This window comes from Vibrio ouci, assembly GCF_004551525.1.
Taxonomy (GTDB): domain Bacteria; phylum Pseudomonadota; class Gammaproteobacteria; order Enterobacterales; family Vibrionaceae; genus Vibrio; species Vibrio ouci.
Genome location: NZ_SATR01000060.1, coordinates 1 through 15,417, shown reverse-complemented (window position 1 = coordinate 15,417; position 15,417 = coordinate 1). Strand labels below are relative to the sequence as shown.

The window sequence follows — 15,417 nt, the reverse complement described above, 5'->3', positions numbered from 1 at the left end:
CCTCTAGCAGCATCAAGCGCCACCTTAGCTTTAAATTCGGGTGAGTGGTTTCTACGTTTTCTAGTCATAATCTGTTCCAGTATTTTTAGGTACTATCAAAACAGATCAATCACTTAAAGTCATGTCCGAAAATCGGGAGCCACTTCTTTGTGACTTTGGATAATTAGTCTTGCCCTGACTAATTATCCAATGAGTGTCGGGTTGCTAGTGAAATTGAATTTTGAATTTCATCACACTCATGAAAATAGCCTTGAATTACCATCAGCTCTCTTAGAAAGATAAGCCCTAAATAATAACTATCAAAATACCCTACAAATCTATTATAAGGATACCTATCATCATGAGCGGTAAGATCATTAAGCTGTCAAGAAATACAGACCAAGCGCCAGTCAACGCGCTATCTACGCAAAGTGTTGCTTTCTCACACTACAACAACATTTCGGCGCAATTGCCGATTGATCCGAAAAGCGGTGAGTTGGTAATCGGGGACATTAAGGCGCAAGCTAAGCAATGTTTTGACAACATCAAATCCATCGTAGAGAGCATTGAGCACGTGATGGATGATGTGGTTAAAGTTAATGTATTCCTCAAGAACATTGATGATGCACAAGCCGTAAATGAAGTGATGGCGACGTTCTTTACTGAATACTTCCCAACTAAAACAGTGTCTGCCGTGGCTGAACTGCCAAACAGTGATGCACTGATCCAGATTGACGCTCTAATCTCGAATGGAGAAGGTACTCAACCTCAAGAGCCATGTCCTTTGATTAAGCAGGCAAGAAACTGCGATAGCGTAACTAAGAGTACTACATCGACTCATTCGGTTGCATTTTCACACTACAACAACTTATCAGCTCAGCTGCCAATTGACCCTAATACAGGCGCTTTGGTTGAAGGTGGAATCAAGGCTCAAGCCGCTCAATGTTTACGTAACCTAAAGACGGTCCTGGAAAGTATTGATGTGCCGTTTGACGATATTGTAAAAGTCGGCATTCAGGTTCGTGATCTCGCTGATATCGAGTTAGTGAACGAAGTGTACATGACCTTCTTCCCTGACTCGGCCATCGCTCGTAGTGTTGCTTATGTGCCAGCGCGTACCGTTACCCAAGCGGCGGGTCTGCCAATGAACGCATTGGTTCAAATTGATGCGGTGATCTCTCATGGCGACGGCACACCGCCACAAGAAGTAGAAGATAGACACGGGATTGTGATCCGTGCGAATAATACGGATTTAGCGCCTGTTAGCGCGCTTTCAACGCAAACGGTAGCTTTCTCTCACTACAACCATATTTCTGCTCAGCTTCCGGTGAATGCACAAACAGGGCAACTTGTTGAGGGGAATACTGGCGAGCAGACTAAGCAGTGTCTAACTCACATTAAGTCCATCGTTGAAAGCATTGGTCATGAAATGGATGATGTGGTGAAGGTGAATATTCAGCTAACCGATATGGCTGATCTGAAGATGGTTGATGAGGTATACACGACGTTCTTTAATGGCAAACTGCCAGCAAGAACTGTGATTGGTGTTGATAAGATCCAATCCGGCGCATTGATTCAAATTGATGCGGTTGTTTCAAATGCGGAAGGGACACCACCAGCAAAGTAAGCTTCTGAAGATAAAAGCGTTCTAATTTAAGGTGTAAACAATGTCCTGTTTACACCTTTTTCTTTTTTAGATGCCACAGCGATTTTATCACTTGGTTTGATGCAAACACTGTATAATTTATGTCAGATGTGTAATTTGGGGCCTGTTCCAATCTGATGACCAAACAAGCAACAACTGCGTTTCTCTTCATGTCACTATCCTTGCTGCTAGTAGTGACCCTTGAGGCATTTCTATTTGAGCAGCAGACACTCTCTTCATTTAGCGCCACGCGTGTCGCATTAACTCCGCAACAGCAGTTGGAGCTTACGGATAAGAATCATCCATTAATCGACATTTATGAAACCTCATTTACCCAGCCTAAAATAGCATTGGCGCAGTTAGAGCAATGGCAAGGTAAGCAATCGGATTTAAGCGCCATTGAACAAGTATTCAGTCTCTGGACTCGTCGCGTAGTGGCTAAAAATGAACCTGACGTTATCCAACAGATTGACGCAGATCTTCTTGCTATTGCCCAAGCGAATCAGCTTGGCTGGCTAGAGGCAAAATTAAATATTGAACAAGCGTATCGTGATATTAAGCAAGGTACCTATGCTCAAGGCATCGAGACAGTGACGGAAGCGATTGAGTATGCTGAATCGGTAGGTGCGGACTTTCTATTGCTAGAGGCTTATAACACGGCCGGTATTTTATATAACGCCAATAACCAACTTAAGCAGTCACAAAAGTTCTTTAAAAAGGGCGCTGACCTCGGTGAGAAATACCCCCAAAGTGAGTTTAATGCTCGGTTTAACAATAATTTAGGTTTGCTTTACGTTCACTCAGAGCAATGGCAGCGTGCTATTGAGTACCTCAAACAAGCAGAAAAGCTTTACGCGGAGTCTCAATTTGCTGAGCCAGAGAGTTTACTGATCATTTTGATGAATCAGTCTTATGTCTATAACAAGCTAAATCAAGTAGAACGATCGCGTGCTGCTTATGAAAAAGCGTTGAAATATGTTCAAGGTGATACGCCGGATTACTACAAAATTGTACAGATAAAATCGAAAGCACGACTTGAGCTGCTTGAAGGTAATCCACAGCAAGCAAGTATGACAGCGGTAGAGTGCATTAACGCGCTACCCAAAGCAAAAAGGTATTTGCCAGATGGAGCATGCACTGGCCATGGTTGAGTTGGGTAACATAGAGCGTGCACACGAAGCGATTGTTGAGAGTATTGGCACTTTTGTGGCGATAGAACACCAACGTTGGCTTATCAAAAGTCACCTAATTTTGGCGGATATCTTGGAAAAACAAGGCGACTATGAACAGGCGTTAAAGGTCTACAAAATTTACCATGGTCAAGAGCGAGGCCAAATCTTAAAAGAGATCCATTTATTAGAAACAGCCTTTGAAGTGGAGGATCTAGAACGTGAGCGGGATTTGTTAGATGTACAAAATGAACTTAAAGAATTAGAAAAGGGCTTAAGTGAACAGCGTTTACGTGTGCTCTATACGTGGCTTGTAGTCATCGCTGTGATCGCGATTTGGTTCGTTGTGCGTTGGAAAAATGAGAAAAAGCGCAGCCAACATCTGCATGATCTCTCTTATAAAGATCCGTTAACTCGTGTAGGAAACCGGCGCCTTTATCACCGTGAGCTTGAAGAATCGACTCTTCTCGATCGCAGCCTACCTTATCGATTGACGCTGATAGACATAGATTGGTTTAAAGCGGTGAATGATACCTACGGGCATGAAGTAGGGGATGCCGTGCTAACCGAAACGGCCACAAGGCTAAAAGCGCTATTGACGGATAACGAGTTGATCGTTCGTTGGGGAGGCGAAGAGTTTCTTTTGGTGATGGAGGCGAATGGCGATTATCAAGTGAGAGCACAAAGCTTGGTTGACGTCGTTAACAGCAAGCCATATTTTTTGAATGGGTTTGAACTGAATGTGTCTATCTCTTTAGGGGCAAGTAACACTTCAGATGTGACATCGCTCAAACAGTCTCAAGAAGCGTTTCAGATAGCGGATAAGTGTCTATATCAGGCCAAAGCCCAGGGACGAAATCAGATGGTGATGCCAGAGGAGTTATAAAGCCGGCATAGTCGCCGGCCTTAGTTTTTAATGCTTGCGCTTAGGACCATTCTTTACAAGGTCTTGGCCAGTTTGGAACACTTCTTCGGTTACCCAGCGGCCTAATAACAGTTGATTGTTGTCGTCTAATACCGCAACAAAGCGGCGACCGTCGGCATTACTTGTTGCCAATACGATACCTGCCGCATTGTTTAGGCCCAGCATGCCACTTTCAACCGCCACCAGAAACGATTCTAGTTCTTCCAAATCCGAAATAATTCGGTCGTCATTAATCATCTTGATGTTCTCTTGTTTCTGCTCCTGTATCGGTAAGGAGCCACCGCAAATTACCGGCTACTTTAACGATCATAGTGATGAATTGCCATATCTGCACGGCGATGAGTTAAACAATTAACACCATTCAATCCATATTTCTTCCATTCACGCCCCAAATTGCCCGTTTGTCGCAATCATCAGCGTGTTGTTTTTGTCCGGAGTATTGTTACAGCATCAAAACAGACAAGGACAGATTCAGATGAAAACCAATACATTAGCTAGTCTATTCACAGTCGGCTTACTGACCGTCACTCATGCATTTGCGGCACCTTCAGAAGCCATTATTGCTCAGTACAATCTGGCTGCAGAAGGCGATGAGGACAAGGTTGAACTTGTTTATCAGCAATTGGATCAGCAAATCAAAAGTGACGGTGCAGACCCGCTTAGTTTGGTTTATTTGGGTAGTACTCAAACGCTGATGGGCCGTGATGCGTTTATGCCTTGGAATAAGATGAAATATACCGAGCAGGGACTTGCGACAATCAGCAAAGGACTCGACTTGCTTAACACGCAATCCGAGCCATTAGAAGCGCAGCAGATTCGTCAGGGGTTACCTGAATCGTTACTGGCGAAATCCATCGCAGGGGCCACCTTTACCTCTTTGCCAGACATGTTTAACCATTTTGATCGCGGTTATGACATTTTTCTTGAGCTTCTTTCAGACGAGTCCTTCTCGGCTCAACATTACGACGCCATCTCTTGGGTGTATATCTACGCGATTCAGGCTGCAATACGCGCAGAAGATAAGCCGCAAGCACAAAAATGGCTCGCTGAAATGCAAGCGCACAATGCCAATCACCCTATGACGATTCAAGCCCAAGCGATTGTCGATAAAGCTGCTTAAGGGGGCGTTATGATTCAGTTTAATCAGATTAGTAAGCAGTACCAAATGGGCCAGCAGCAAGTCGCTGCGCTTAATCAAGTCAGCGGTGAGATCAAGCAAGGTGAGATGGTCGCTCTATGTGGCCCTTCAGGTTCAGGTAAAAGTACATTGCTCAATATCTTAGGGCTACTTGATATGGACTATCAGGGAGAGATCTCGCTATCAGGCAAGGCTTACCCAAAAGATCCTAAGCAAGCAGCGTTATTGCGTCGAACTCAGCTTGGGTTTGTGTTTCAAAAATTCAATCTAGTCCCAGTGATGACAGCATGGGAAAACGTTGCCTATCCATTAATGCTAAATGGCTGCTCAGTCAAAGAGCAAAAGATGATGGCGAGTGAGTTGTTAGAGCAAGTTGGATTGGCGGAGTTTAAAGATCATCGACCAGATAACTTGTCGGGCGGTCAGCAGCAGAGAGTCGCAATAGCAAGAGCTTTGGTCCATAAACCACAGCTTGTGATTGCCGATGAACCCACCGCGAGCCTAGACAGCCGCACCGCAGGAATCGTGATTGATTTGATGAAAAACTTAGGCCATCAAATGGGCACGACCTTTGTGGTCGCCACTCATGACTCGCGTATGGCGTTGCACTGTGATCGCTCGATTGATCTTGTTGATGGCCGCATAAATGAGGAGGCAATCAAATGGGCAAGTTAATTCCAGATTCACTACGCATTGCCTTTCTCAACCTGAAGAGAAACGGACGCCGTAGCACCTTATCCATCTTGATCGTAGCGATTGCAATTTTTGCTCTTACATCGGCGGGTGGTTTTGGTCTTTATACCTATGACTCACTGAAAGAATCGACCGCTCGCGATACTGGCCACCTAACTATCAGTCAGCCGGACTACTTTGAGAAAGATGAAGAGATGCCGCTGGCGAATGGGTTAGCAGGCTCTGAGCGTATTACCCAGCAGCTCATCGCCAATCAACACGTGCGCGGCGTGCAGCCAAGAATCGACTTCACGGGCTTAGTGTCTAATGGCAGTAAATCAACCATCTTTGTCGGCATTGGCGTGAATGAACGTGAATTTGATATGAAAGGGCCGTTCCTTGATGTGCGTGACGGAAAAACACTGTCTGGCCCTCAATCATCACGTTATGACCCAAGTGAGCCGCAAGTGATGCTAGGCGTCGATTTAGCCAGAAACCTCAGTGTGCAGCCGGGTGATTGGGTGACGTTATTGGCAACCACCAGCGACGGCGCATTAAATGCGTATGACTACAAAGTGCGCGGCATCTACTCAACAGGCGTACCTGAGCTTGATAAGCGTCAGCTGTATATTCACGTGACTTCGGCGCAAGAGCTTTTGTCTAGCGATAAAGTCAGCACCTTATCGGTGTTCTTATTCGATACCGCCTTAACTGACACGATGCAAGCTTGGGTAGAACAGGCATTGGCTCAAGTTGACTTACCACAAGCGGTTGAAGTGACCCCTTGGCAAGAGCGCGCCTTCTTCTACACCAAAGTCAAAGACTTGTATGACCGTATCTTTGGCATCATGGGCGCGGTGATGGCACTGGTGGTTTTTGTCGCGCTTTTCAACACGATGACCATGTCGGTGACAGAGCGTACCCGTGAGATTGGCACGCTGTCAGCACTTGGAACCTACCCGCGAGAGATTGTTTTAGGCTTTGTCAGAGAGTCAGCCTTGCTCGCTTTAATTGGGTCAGCTATTGGTGGACTATTAAGCTTGCTAACTAGTGGACTACTGATGGTGGTTGATGTGCAAATGCCACCGCCACCAGGGCGTAGCGACGGTTACCCACTGAACATCTATTTCTCTTTTGAGTTATTTGCTGCAACGGCGTTAGGGGTACTGCTGATCTGCGTAGCTGCGGCATGGTTGTCGGCATCAAAAGGCGTTAAAAAACCAATCACCGAGGCACTTATCTATGTTTAATCGAATTAAATCTCTTCTGGTGTTGAGTGCATTAGTCACCTCAACTGCGTATGCCAACGATGTTGAGCAGATGGTTAAGAATGCGGATAAATACCGCTTAGAATCTAAGTCGGCCAAAGTGGTTTCATTGGTGAGCTTGTACGAGAACGAGCAATTAGACAAAACCCGTGAATACAGCGTCTACACACGGCCAAACCGAGAATCTCTAGTTTTGTTCAAGTCGCAAGTCGAAGCGGGGCAGAAAATGCTAATGCTCGGTGATAACTACTGGCTAGTGATGCCAAAAAGTCGCCGCCCAATTCGTATTACGCCAATGCAGAAGCTGCTAGGTGAGGCGTCGGTGGGGGATATTTCGACCCTAACTTGGAGTGAAGATTATCAACCGAGCCTAATTAGTACCGAAATGGTTGAATCTGAAGGGCAACAAATCGAAACCAATCAACTGCAACTGAAGGCGACCACTAAAGGGGCGAGTTACCACCGAATCGATTTGTGGCTCAATCAAGCCAACGATTTCCCGGTTAAAGCGGATCTTTATCTGCGCTCAGGAAAACTGGCAAAACAAGCTTGGTTTACGCCAGGAGAGCGTGATGGCCAAACACGTGTCGTAGCTATGACCTTGCTTGATCAGATCCAACCTGCGAAAAAGACGGTAATTGAGTACCAAGAGGTGACCGAAGCGGCGCTAGATGACAAGTATTACAACCCAGCTTACTTAACTCGTAACGCATTGTCGGAGCTATAAATGAAGATCAAAGCAGCGTGCGTCGCTGGGCTCATTTGGTCAGCTTCAAGCTATGGGCAACCAGTGACATTCGATTGGGATTACATGCTAAGTGCCAGCACTGCAACCCATCGTGATTCACAACTACTGGGCGCAGCACCAACATCTAATAGCCAAGCGGTGGATGCCTTGCTTGATGTTCAGTTTGAGGGTTACGGAGTCACAGGTTTGGTGGCACTGAAAGCCAATGATATCTATCACTCAGACTCACAACGTTCATACGACGATGAACTGATTGTTCAAGAACTGTTTTGGCAAGGTAGCGTGTTTGATAGCAATATCGATGTGACCTTAGGTAAGGTTCGACTCGATTGGGGTGTAGGGTATGGCTATCGACCACTTGATGTATTTAAACCGTATCGACGCAATCCAGTTGGTATTCAAGTTGAAGAAGGCACTGGCACCACAATGGCCTCTTACTTTGATATGGCGGGTGAGTGGTCACTGGTCTACACCGATTCGAGTTGGACCCAGCAAGAAGGCAGCGAGTTAGAGCAAGCTTCGGAGCAACAAGGGGTAGGCCTTCGTCGCTACGCTTTATTGGACGATTCTGAGTGGCAGGCACTGGTTTACTATGATGACGTTCGTGAAGGTTTAGTTGGCGGCTCTGTAGTAACAGTGCTTGATCCAGCTTGGTCGATTCATGGTTCGGCCCTCTATCAAAGAAAGTACCTAGGCTATCAACAATCGTCATTGTATCAGCCAGTATCGCTAGAGACAGAGAATAATGGTTATCAAGCATTGATTGGTTTGAACTGGGCTAATGCTATCGGCAATAACGTCATTTTAGAGTATTGGTATGACAGCAGAAGTTGGGGGAAAAGTGACTGGCAGAATGGGTTCGATCGGGTAGGGCAGTTATCAGCAACTCCAGAATGGGCTTCACTTGCTTACTCTTATGCGCAAGGCCTAAACAATGCCAATTTAGTTGAACACAACATCATGTTTCATTGGTCGCTTGATTCAAGCAGTTGGAGCCAATGGGATTGGTCTCGTGACTGGCTATGGTTAGGCGACCTGACTCCAACGTTTGACGTGCTTTACTCACCACAAGACCAAGGCGTCATTGCTACTCAGTGGCTTGAGTATTCTGTCTACGATTCCGGTTCAGCATCGTTTGTTACTGAGTTTGCAGCACGTTTTATGACAGGGGATAGCGGCTCGTTGTATGCAAATCTACCTGATAAGCGTATGATTTTTATAAACCTAAAAGGGAAATTCTAATGGCGACACAGAGAAATACTAAGGCAGAGGTAGTGAAAAGCTTTGTTTACACAGCCGCTTTTTGTGCCGTCATTGCGTTTGTCACTCAGACAATATGGCCAAGCGCCTATATCGAACACCTTGTGATCAGTCTCGGCTATGGTTTTAGCTCTGTGGTTGGCTCCATTGCGATCAGCCGCTGGAAGCCTGAATTAGCGGCGCGGTTTGTTAACCTTTTCTCGCTGGCAATCGCCATGGTGGTCGGGACATCAAACGCTTACTTTTGGCTCAATAGTTACGATAACTTTAGTGAGTTTAGCCAACTCAAACCCGTTGCAATTTTAGGCCTGATTTTCACTATCACCTGCTTTTCTTACTTTTATACTTACGAGCAAAAGCTGCTGGCACAGAAAGAGTTAGAGAAAGCCAAGCGACTTCAGTCTGAGCAAGAAAAAGCGTTAGTGCTAAGTCAGTTACGTCAATTGCAAAGCCAAATTGAGCCTCATTTCTTGTTTAATACGTTAGCCAACGTTAATGCCTTGATCAGTCATGACCCAAAAGCAGCCCAGCATATGCTCGACAAACTCACCGAGCTGCTTAGAGGTGCGTTAATCAATAGCCGTCAAGAAAACTCATCGGTTGGCGCTGAGCTGAGCTTGGTTGATGCGTATCTGGCGATTCAAAAGATTCGCTTAGGTGACCGTTTAGAATACCGAATTGATAACCAACTGACCGAACCAATGATGTTAGCGCCGTTACTGATCCAACCCTTGGTAGAAAATGCCATTCAGCATGGGATTGAACCTAAGGTTGATGGCGGCGAAATTGATATAAAAGTCTCACAAAAAGAACAGCTTGTATGCATAGAGGTCAATGACTCTGGTGTAGGATTAACTCAAACCCAAAATAGCAGCGGCCATGGTATTGGTTTACAAAATACCCGAGAAAGAATCGCGGCGCTGTATGGGGAAAGTGCAGAGTTATCGATAAAGCAATCTCACCTTGGTGGTGTGATATCGTCGATTTGTATTCCGGCTGACAGCTTACGTGTATAGGGAAGTAGAGTTATGGTGGATAAAGGGTACCGCGCAGTTATCGCAGATGATGAGCCATTGTTGCGTCATCATCTTAATAAGCTGCTTGCAGATGCGTGGCCTGAGTTAGAGATTGTCGGCTTAGCGAAAAACGGCCAAGAGGCCCTTGAACTCATCGAGCAGCATCAGCCAGAGGTGATATTTCTCGATATCAAAATGCCTCAGCTCGACGGCATGTCAGCGGCGAAAGCCATTGCCCAGAGTGGCAGCGAGGCTCAAGTTGTTTTTGTCACCGCTTACGATGAGTTTGCTTTACAAGCGTTCGAAGCGAATGCCGCCGATTACCTGCTTAAACCCTTGTCTGAACAACGCCTAGATCAATGTGTCGATAAGCTTAAACGTCGCTTGAATAGTCAGCAGGCGCCAGCTTCTCAGCCTGATGTCTCAGCGCTTATCAATCAGATACAGCAGCTTGGTAGCCAAAATACGCCAAGCTATCTGAGCTGGTTACGTGCAAGCAAAGGCGATGATATCCATTTGATTGCCGTCTCAGATGTACTCTATTTTAAAGCGGAAGATAAATACGTCTCTGTCTTTACTAAGAGTGGCAACAAAACAACGGAATACTTGCTCAGAACGTCTCTCAAGGAGTTGATCCAGCAGCTCGATCCGAATCAATTTTGGCAGATCCATCGCTCAACGATTGTGAATGTCTCGGCGATAGAAAAGGTCAAGAAAGTGATCACCGGTAAAATGGTTGTAATAGTGGGTAATGAAAAGCTCCCCGTCAGCCGGGCAATGCAGAGCCAATTTACCAATTTATGGTGATGAGGGCGCACTTTTGGCGCTGATGAGTAGAGTTCAATTGGCAACTCACAGTATGCTCGATAAACGCCAAGAAAAAGGAAAACGCTCATGAATCAGGCCAACAAACTCTACTACGTCTATGACCCTATGTGTTCTTGGTGCTGGGGGTATAAACCGGTTTGGACGCAGATCAGGAACGCGTTAAAAGATAAGCTAACAGTGCAATATGTTGTAGGCGGTTTAGCACCAGACTCAGACGAACCAATGCCTGAAGCAATGAGAGAGCAGATCGCTTCTTATTGGAAAAAGATCGAAAACTACTTAGGTACCGAATTTAACTACGAGTTCTGGACACAATGCACTCCTAGACGCTCCACTTATCCCTCTTGCCGAGCAGCATTAGCAGCCCGCAAGCAAAATGCAGAGCAGAAAATGGTTGAGGCGATTCAATCGGCTTACTACCTAGAGGCGCGAAACCCAAGTGATAGCGATGTGCTTATATCGGTAGCAGAACAAATTGGTTTGGATGTTAAGCAATTTGAACAAGACTATCGTTCCCCTGAGCTCAATCAAACGTTTCTACAAGAGCTGCAGTTTGCCCGCAGTATTGGCGGAAATAGCTTTCCCTCGCTATTTCTACAAACTGAGTCTGGCATCAGCGAGTTACCGATAGATTATCAATCTGCCCAAGCGACAATTGAGCAGATTGAAGCCTTGCTTTAACGGCGCTCATTAAGCAGGCAGCGCTAAGCACAAAAACATGGTGGCCAATGGCGTAAAGGGCAAGGCTACTCGACCTTCTCCCGCTTTAACGATAAGTGGGTGATCGCATTGGTTGAGTTTATCACGCAGGGTGTAGTGACCCTCTTTCAACCGCCAATGAGCGATCAGTTCTTGTGGTAGGATCAATTCGATGTCGCCTGCTTGATTGCCGCTAAAGTTAGTGGCAATCACGAGTGCTTGATGACTATCTGAGCGTGCAAAGGCATACAGCTTATCATGCATATGAGCGAAGTTTTCATAGTTAGCCGCGTACAAATCATGATATTCCCCAGTCAACGCTGAATGATTTAACGTTAGGTTAAGCAGCGTTTGATAGTACGCTCTTAGCTGTTTTTCACTTTGGCTTAATAGACCGCCATCGAACGCCCCATTATTCATCCACCTCTGATGCGCGGGCACGCCGACATAATCGAAAATCGATGTTCTGGTTGGCAGTCCAAAGCCTGCATTTTCTTGCGCCTTTTCTCCAACTTCTTGACCAAAGTAGATCATCGTTGGGGCAGAAGATAAGCATGCTGAAATCAACATCGCGGGCTTACCGTTTTCGCCGCTGCCTGCAAACTCAGAGCAAGCGAGTCTCTGCTCGTCATGATTATCGAGAAAATGCAGCATGTGGTGTTCAATATCGCGCAGCTGATATTCAATTCGGCCAATCTCTGCGGTTGACGCTTGGCCGCGAATGATGGCTTTTAAGGTGTCGTATAGGTCGACCTTATCGTAAAGGTAATCCATTTTGCCAAGCTGGATATAGTCACGATACCGCTCGGGCTCGTATACCTCAGCCATCAACAGTGCGTCAGGCGTTTGATGCTTGATACAGGCGTTGAGATAACTCCAGAACTCAACAGGCACCACCTCAGCCATGTCGTAGCGAAACCCATCGACCCCTTGCTCTAGCCAATAGAGCGCGATATCGCGAAATTTTTGCCACGAATCAGGCACGGATTTATCTAACCAGAACTGATAATGCTCTTGCGCAGATAAAGATCGAAACTCATCCGGCAGAGTATCAAAGTCTTTGCTACCGTCAGGCTTAATGCCATAGTTGATTTTAACCGTCTCATACCAATCGTCATGGTTCGGTTGAGCCAGCCGAGAGCCATTGCCCGTCCATTTCGCCGGGGATTCAAGGTAAGGCTCCTTCAGCATCGGGTGCTGCTCTCCACCAAGTGGTGGGCACTCCGTTAGTGCATCGGGAAGCTCAAAAGCCTGCTGCGGAATGTAGTAAAAGTTATTGTCTCTGTGATAGTCAACGTCGGTATTGTCACCAGCGCCGAAATCGTCGACACCAATCGGGTTGTTGAGCCCTTGATATACGCGCGCGACATGGTTGGGCACAATATCGATGATGACTTTCATCCCGGCGTTATGGGTGCGCTTAATGAGCTCAGCAAACTCTTGATTTCTATTTGATGGGTCATCGGCTAAGTCTGGATTGACGGAGTAATAGTCTTTGACCGCGTATGGAGAGCCTGCACGCCCTTTGACAATACTCGGGTGATCTTGGCTAATGCCATACTGTGAATAGTCATTAATTAAAGCGTGATGAGGGACACCGGTATACCAAATGTGAGTAATGCCGAGTTTGCGTATTTCATCTAATGCAGTGTCGGTGAAGTCACTGAATTTGCCAACGCCATTTTCCTCTAGGCTGCCCCAAGGTAAATTGACTTGCTTTTTATTGCCAAAGAGTCGGGTAAAGACTTGATAGATATTGTGCTTTTTCATCAAACTGAGCGTTAATAAGGTCGTTTTAATCAGGCTAGTTGAATCGCCTCAAGGTTAACTCATCCCTAGCGGTTTAATTTAGGGCGTAGTGTTTGAAAATGTGAGCTTAATGGCATATTTTCTTTCAGTTCGATGACTCTGTTTTAGATTTAAGAAGGCTAGGTTTTTACCTCATACATTGTGAGGTCTTTGTCGCATTGGGGACCTCTAAGCTATTGTATTTATATTGGGTTTTATAGAGTGTAGGCAAAGTGATTCATAAATGGAGTTAGGCTTATGCTTACAGCTAAATGTCGCATTACTCGTCACATCAAAGTCATCACGGTCACTGGCTTGAGTGTGTTGTTTGCCCATCCTTTACTTGCAGCGCCGGATGATGCTCATCATGGAACCTATGAAGCAGGAGTAGCAGATGCGCAGAATGTCTATTTCTACGAGCAAGGCGATCAGCAATATCTCTACAGTATGTGGGGTGTGGTGCCTATTGTCGTTAATGACAAAGCGGAATTTAAGGCAGTTAACCCAGGTCTCGGCTTGAGTGGACATTTCTATCACCTTGATTCGGGGGAGTACCAGTCAGGTAAGCTCAACTACAACAGCTTTAGCATGACTTTTGGTCGAATTAAGGACTTACCGGATCAAGAGCGCATCGCCGCGCTGTTTGATGATGCTTTTTGGGACTCTATTAGCTCATCGCAAAACTGTCCGCACAATGAATGGAAGCAGGCAACCAAAGTCGCTTTTGACCGCTCGTTAATCAAAGGCCTTATTGAGGCTTCGCAGCAGCAAGGCTCAAAGTATTCGGACACAAACAGCCTGTTAATCGCTAAAGATGGCAAGTTGGTGGTTGAAGAATACTTTAATGGTTGGCAACTAGAGTTCCCACACATGATTCAGTCGATCACTAAAAGCCTGACGTCGTTGGCATTGGGCGCCGCCATTCAGGATGAGTTGATCTCAGGCTCAGAGGCAAAAATGGCAGCCTTGATGCCAAACTATAGCGCACTGCTGAAAGGCGATAAGGCGCAGTTATCGATGCACCATTTCTTAACTATGTCGGCAGGTCTTGATTGGGATGAATGGAACATTCCTTATGAAGACCCAAACAATGTGCGTCAGCAAGAAATCGCGAGTATTAACCCCATCGATTTTATTCTAGATAGAGAGCTGATCAGCAAGCCCGGTGAGCAGTTCCGCTATAACGGTGGTTTGGTGACGGTTGTCGGTCAGGTCGTTGCTGACAAGAGCGACCATGACAATCTTTCCGGTGTAATACGTGAAGAAGGCTTGAATAAGCTTTGCCTACAAAGTGCGTATTTAATGAAGCAAAACGGCGAGGTCAGTAACGCTGCTGGTGGCGCATATTTACGTCCGAGAGATATGCTTAAGCTCGGCCAGTTAGTCGCACAGAAAGGCCAATGGCATGGTGAGCAGATTGTTTCAGAGCAGTGGATTGATCAATCAGTCAAAGGGTATGTTTCAACTGGCGTAGGGCCGCACAGTTACGGCTACTACTGGTGGACGAGTGATGCCTTTGTTGATGGTACTGTCTATCCAATAACTTATGGACTTGGTTATGGTGGTCAAGTGGTGGCGATTGTTGATGAGCTCAACCTTGTGGTGGCGAGAACAGCCAATCACTTTTCTGGCCCTACACCAAATCATGAGATGATGAAGGAATACATCATTCCTGCATTTTTGTCTGCAAACTAGAGTGACGTTACCAATTCTACTGGGGAAAGGCTCACAGAATTACAATCTCTGTGAGCCTTTGTATTTGTAGGTTATGTTTATAACTAACTGATTTTAAATTGCTATTAGTGGCGGTGTGAGTTTTTTTGCTACCAAAGTTAACTTTGACAGTTGCGTTCCACTTCCTAAGCTTAAAGTGGTACAACGTCAGCTGAAAAGGAGAACATAATGGCGAAATTCCAGCAGGATATTCCCAATCGAGTCACTGTTTATCATGATGATATCGACCAGGAGAAAGCACTCAAAAATGCCATGTTGCCTGAGAAACCACGCTACTTTAACGGCTCACCAACATACGAAGCGTCTAGCGTCGATGAATTCAAAACCAAACTCAGTCAGATTGGAATGTCTTTTGATGGATAAGGCTTAATCAATAAAACGAATAAAGGCAGCGATAGGCCTGTCTCTTGATCACAAGTCTAGTGAATCAAGAGACTTAGCCAGTTCATACCCTTCAAGGATGGTTTGCAGCCTAAACCATCCTTGCCATAACGTCTTTATAGAAGCGCGATCCGTTCGCTTAGTATTCTTCCAGCCACCTAATCGTG

The 15,417-nt window shown here is 45.8% G+C and carries 15 protein-coding genes; 13 read left to right on the top strand and 2 right to left on the bottom strand.

Translation table 11 applies throughout. The features are described 5' to 3' along the window. Positions 1 to 340 precede the first annotated feature (340 nt). The 3 genes from ELS82_RS21770 (at position 341) to ELS82_RS21760 (ending at position 3,679) form a co-directional block, all read left to right on the top strand. A complete protein-coding gene (locus ELS82_RS21770) occupies positions 341 to 1,606 on the top strand; it encodes a RidA family protein (protein ID WP_134837322.1) in 1,266 nt (421 codons plus the stop codon). A 155-nt stretch (positions 1,607 to 1,761) separates the two neighbouring features. Beyond that, positions 1,762 to 2,775 (top strand): tetratricopeptide repeat protein, encoded by a 1,014-nt coding sequence (locus ELS82_RS21765; RefSeq protein ID WP_134837321.1) that lies wholly within the window; start codon positions 1,762 to 1,764, stop codon positions 2,773 to 2,775. Continuing rightward, complete coding sequence (locus ELS82_RS21760; RefSeq protein WP_134837320.1) at positions 2,750 to 3,679, top strand: GGDEF domain-containing protein; 930 nt, start codon at positions 2,750 to 2,752, stop codon at positions 3,677 to 3,679. The genes ELS82_RS21765 and ELS82_RS21760 overlap by 26 nt, the downstream gene beginning before the upstream one ends. A 27-nt stretch (positions 3,680 to 3,706) precedes the next feature. Here ELS82_RS21760 and ELS82_RS21755 read toward each other — a convergent pair whose 3' ends face one another. Further along, entirely contained in the window at positions 3,707 to 3,955 is a 249-nt protein-coding gene (locus ELS82_RS21755; protein WP_134837319.1) for a hypothetical protein, read from the bottom strand. A 238-nt stretch (positions 3,956 to 4,193) separates the two neighbouring features. Between ELS82_RS21755 and ELS82_RS21750 the strand changes: the two genes are divergently transcribed. The 8 genes from ELS82_RS21750 (at position 4,194) to ELS82_RS21715 (ending at position 11,329) form a co-directional block, all read left to right on the top strand. Then, positions 4,194 to 4,838 carry a hypothetical protein gene (locus ELS82_RS21750; RefSeq protein ID WP_134837318.1) on the top strand — a complete coding sequence of 215 codons (645 nt, stop codon included), beginning with the start codon at positions 4,194 to 4,196 and terminating at the stop codon, positions 4,836 to 4,838. A 9-nt stretch (positions 4,839 to 4,847) separates the two neighbouring features. Next, complete coding sequence (locus tag ELS82_RS21745) at positions 4,848 to 5,531, top strand: ABC transporter ATP-binding protein (RefSeq protein WP_134837317.1); 684 nt, start codon at positions 4,848 to 4,850, stop codon at positions 5,529 to 5,531. Continuing rightward, positions 5,519 to 6,778 carry an ABC transporter permease gene (locus tag ELS82_RS21740; RefSeq protein ID WP_134837316.1) on the top strand — a complete coding sequence of 420 codons (1,260 nt, stop codon included), beginning with the start codon at positions 5,519 to 5,521 and terminating at the stop codon, positions 6,776 to 6,778. Before ELS82_RS21745 ends, ELS82_RS21740 begins: the two co-directional genes overlap by 13 nt. Further along, complete coding sequence (locus ELS82_RS21735; protein WP_134837315.1) at positions 6,771 to 7,523, top strand: outer membrane lipoprotein-sorting protein; 753 nt, start codon at positions 6,771 to 6,773, stop codon at positions 7,521 to 7,523. The genes ELS82_RS21740 and ELS82_RS21735 overlap by 8 nt, the downstream gene beginning before the upstream one ends. Next, on the top strand, positions 7,524 to 8,786 hold the full coding sequence (locus ELS82_RS21730) for a hypothetical protein (RefSeq protein ID WP_134837314.1): 1,263 nt from the start codon (positions 7,524 to 7,526) through the stop codon (positions 8,784 to 8,786). It begins immediately after the preceding gene. Next, entirely contained in the window at positions 8,786 to 9,820 is a 1,035-nt protein-coding gene (locus tag ELS82_RS21725) for a sensor histidine kinase (RefSeq protein ID WP_134837313.1), read from the top strand. The genes ELS82_RS21730 and ELS82_RS21725 overlap by 1 nt, the downstream gene beginning before the upstream one ends. Before the next feature lie 12 nt (positions 9,821 to 9,832). Beyond that, the gene (locus tag ELS82_RS21720; protein ID WP_134837312.1) at positions 9,833 to 10,627 is read left to right on the top strand and encodes a LytR/AlgR family response regulator transcription factor; all 795 of its coding nucleotides are present in this window, start codon (positions 9,833 to 9,835) and stop codon (positions 10,625 to 10,627) included. An 87-nt stretch (positions 10,628 to 10,714) separates the two neighbouring features. Next, positions 10,715 to 11,329, top strand: coding sequence for a DsbA family protein (locus ELS82_RS21715; RefSeq protein WP_134837311.1), 615 nt, complete (start codon positions 10,715 to 10,717; stop codon positions 11,327 to 11,329). A 9-nt stretch (positions 11,330 to 11,338) separates the two neighbouring features. Here ELS82_RS21715 and ELS82_RS21710 read toward each other — a convergent pair whose 3' ends face one another. Beyond that, positions 11,339 to 13,117: an alpha-amylase family protein gene (locus ELS82_RS21710; RefSeq protein ID WP_134837310.1), complete on the bottom strand. Its 1,779-nt coding sequence runs from the start codon at positions 13,115 to 13,117 to the stop codon at positions 11,339 to 11,341. A 276-nt stretch (positions 13,118 to 13,393) separates the two neighbouring features. On the opposite strand from ELS82_RS21710, the gene ELS82_RS21705 reads away from it, so the two are divergent. Together ELS82_RS21705 and ELS82_RS21700 are read left to right on the top strand one after the other, a co-directional pair. Next, on the top strand, positions 13,394 to 14,830 hold the full coding sequence (locus ELS82_RS21705; RefSeq protein ID WP_134837309.1) for a serine hydrolase domain-containing protein: 1,437 nt from the start codon (positions 13,394 to 13,396) through the stop codon (positions 14,828 to 14,830). Positions 14,831 to 15,037: 207 nt separating this feature from the next. Then, entirely contained in the window at positions 15,038 to 15,232 is a 195-nt protein-coding gene (locus ELS82_RS21700; protein WP_004412124.1) for a hypothetical protein, read from the top strand. The last annotated feature ends 185 nt before the right edge of the window (positions 15,233 to 15,417 follow it).

Excerpts from the sequence above, each read along its gene's own strand:
- ELS82_RS21770 (WP_134837322.1), top strand. The coding sequence starts at position 341 with ATGAGCGGTAAGATCATTAAGCTGTCAAGAAATACAGACCAAGCGCCA.
- ELS82_RS21765 (WP_134837321.1), top strand. The coding sequence starts at position 1,762 with ATGACCAAACAAGCAACAACTGCGTTTCTCTTCATGTCACTATCCTTG.
- ELS82_RS21760 (WP_134837320.1), top strand. The coding sequence starts at position 2,750 with ATGGAGCATGCACTGGCCATGGTTGAGTTGGGTAACATAGAGCGTGCA.
- ELS82_RS21755 (WP_134837319.1), bottom strand. The coding sequence starts at position 3,955 with ATGATTAATGACGACCGAATTATTTCGGATTTGGAAGAACTAGAATCG.
- ELS82_RS21750 (WP_134837318.1), top strand. The coding sequence starts at position 4,194 with ATGAAAACCAATACATTAGCTAGTCTATTCACAGTCGGCTTACTGACC.
- ELS82_RS21745 (WP_134837317.1), top strand. The coding sequence starts at position 4,848 with ATGATTCAGTTTAATCAGATTAGTAAGCAGTACCAAATGGGCCAGCAG.
- ELS82_RS21740 (WP_134837316.1), top strand. The coding sequence starts at position 5,519 with ATGGGCAAGTTAATTCCAGATTCACTACGCATTGCCTTTCTCAACCTG.
- ELS82_RS21735 (WP_134837315.1), top strand. The coding sequence starts at position 6,771 with ATGTTTAATCGAATTAAATCTCTTCTGGTGTTGAGTGCATTAGTCACC.
- ELS82_RS21730 (WP_134837314.1), top strand. The coding sequence starts at position 7,524 with ATGAAGATCAAAGCAGCGTGCGTCGCTGGGCTCATTTGGTCAGCTTCA.
- ELS82_RS21725 (WP_134837313.1), top strand. The coding sequence starts at position 8,786 with ATGGCGACACAGAGAAATACTAAGGCAGAGGTAGTGAAAAGCTTTGTT.
- ELS82_RS21720 (WP_134837312.1), top strand. The coding sequence starts at position 9,833 with ATGGTGGATAAAGGGTACCGCGCAGTTATCGCAGATGATGAGCCATTG.
- ELS82_RS21715 (WP_134837311.1), top strand. The coding sequence starts at position 10,715 with ATGAATCAGGCCAACAAACTCTACTACGTCTATGACCCTATGTGTTCT.
- ELS82_RS21710 (WP_134837310.1), bottom strand. The coding sequence starts at position 13,117 with ATGAAAAAGCACAATATCTATCAAGTCTTTACCCGACTCTTTGGCAAT.
- ELS82_RS21705 (WP_134837309.1), top strand. The coding sequence starts at position 13,394 with ATGCTTACAGCTAAATGTCGCATTACTCGTCACATCAAAGTCATCACG.
- ELS82_RS21700 (WP_004412124.1), top strand. The coding sequence starts at position 15,038 with ATGGCGAAATTCCAGCAGGATATTCCCAATCGAGTCACTGTTTATCAT.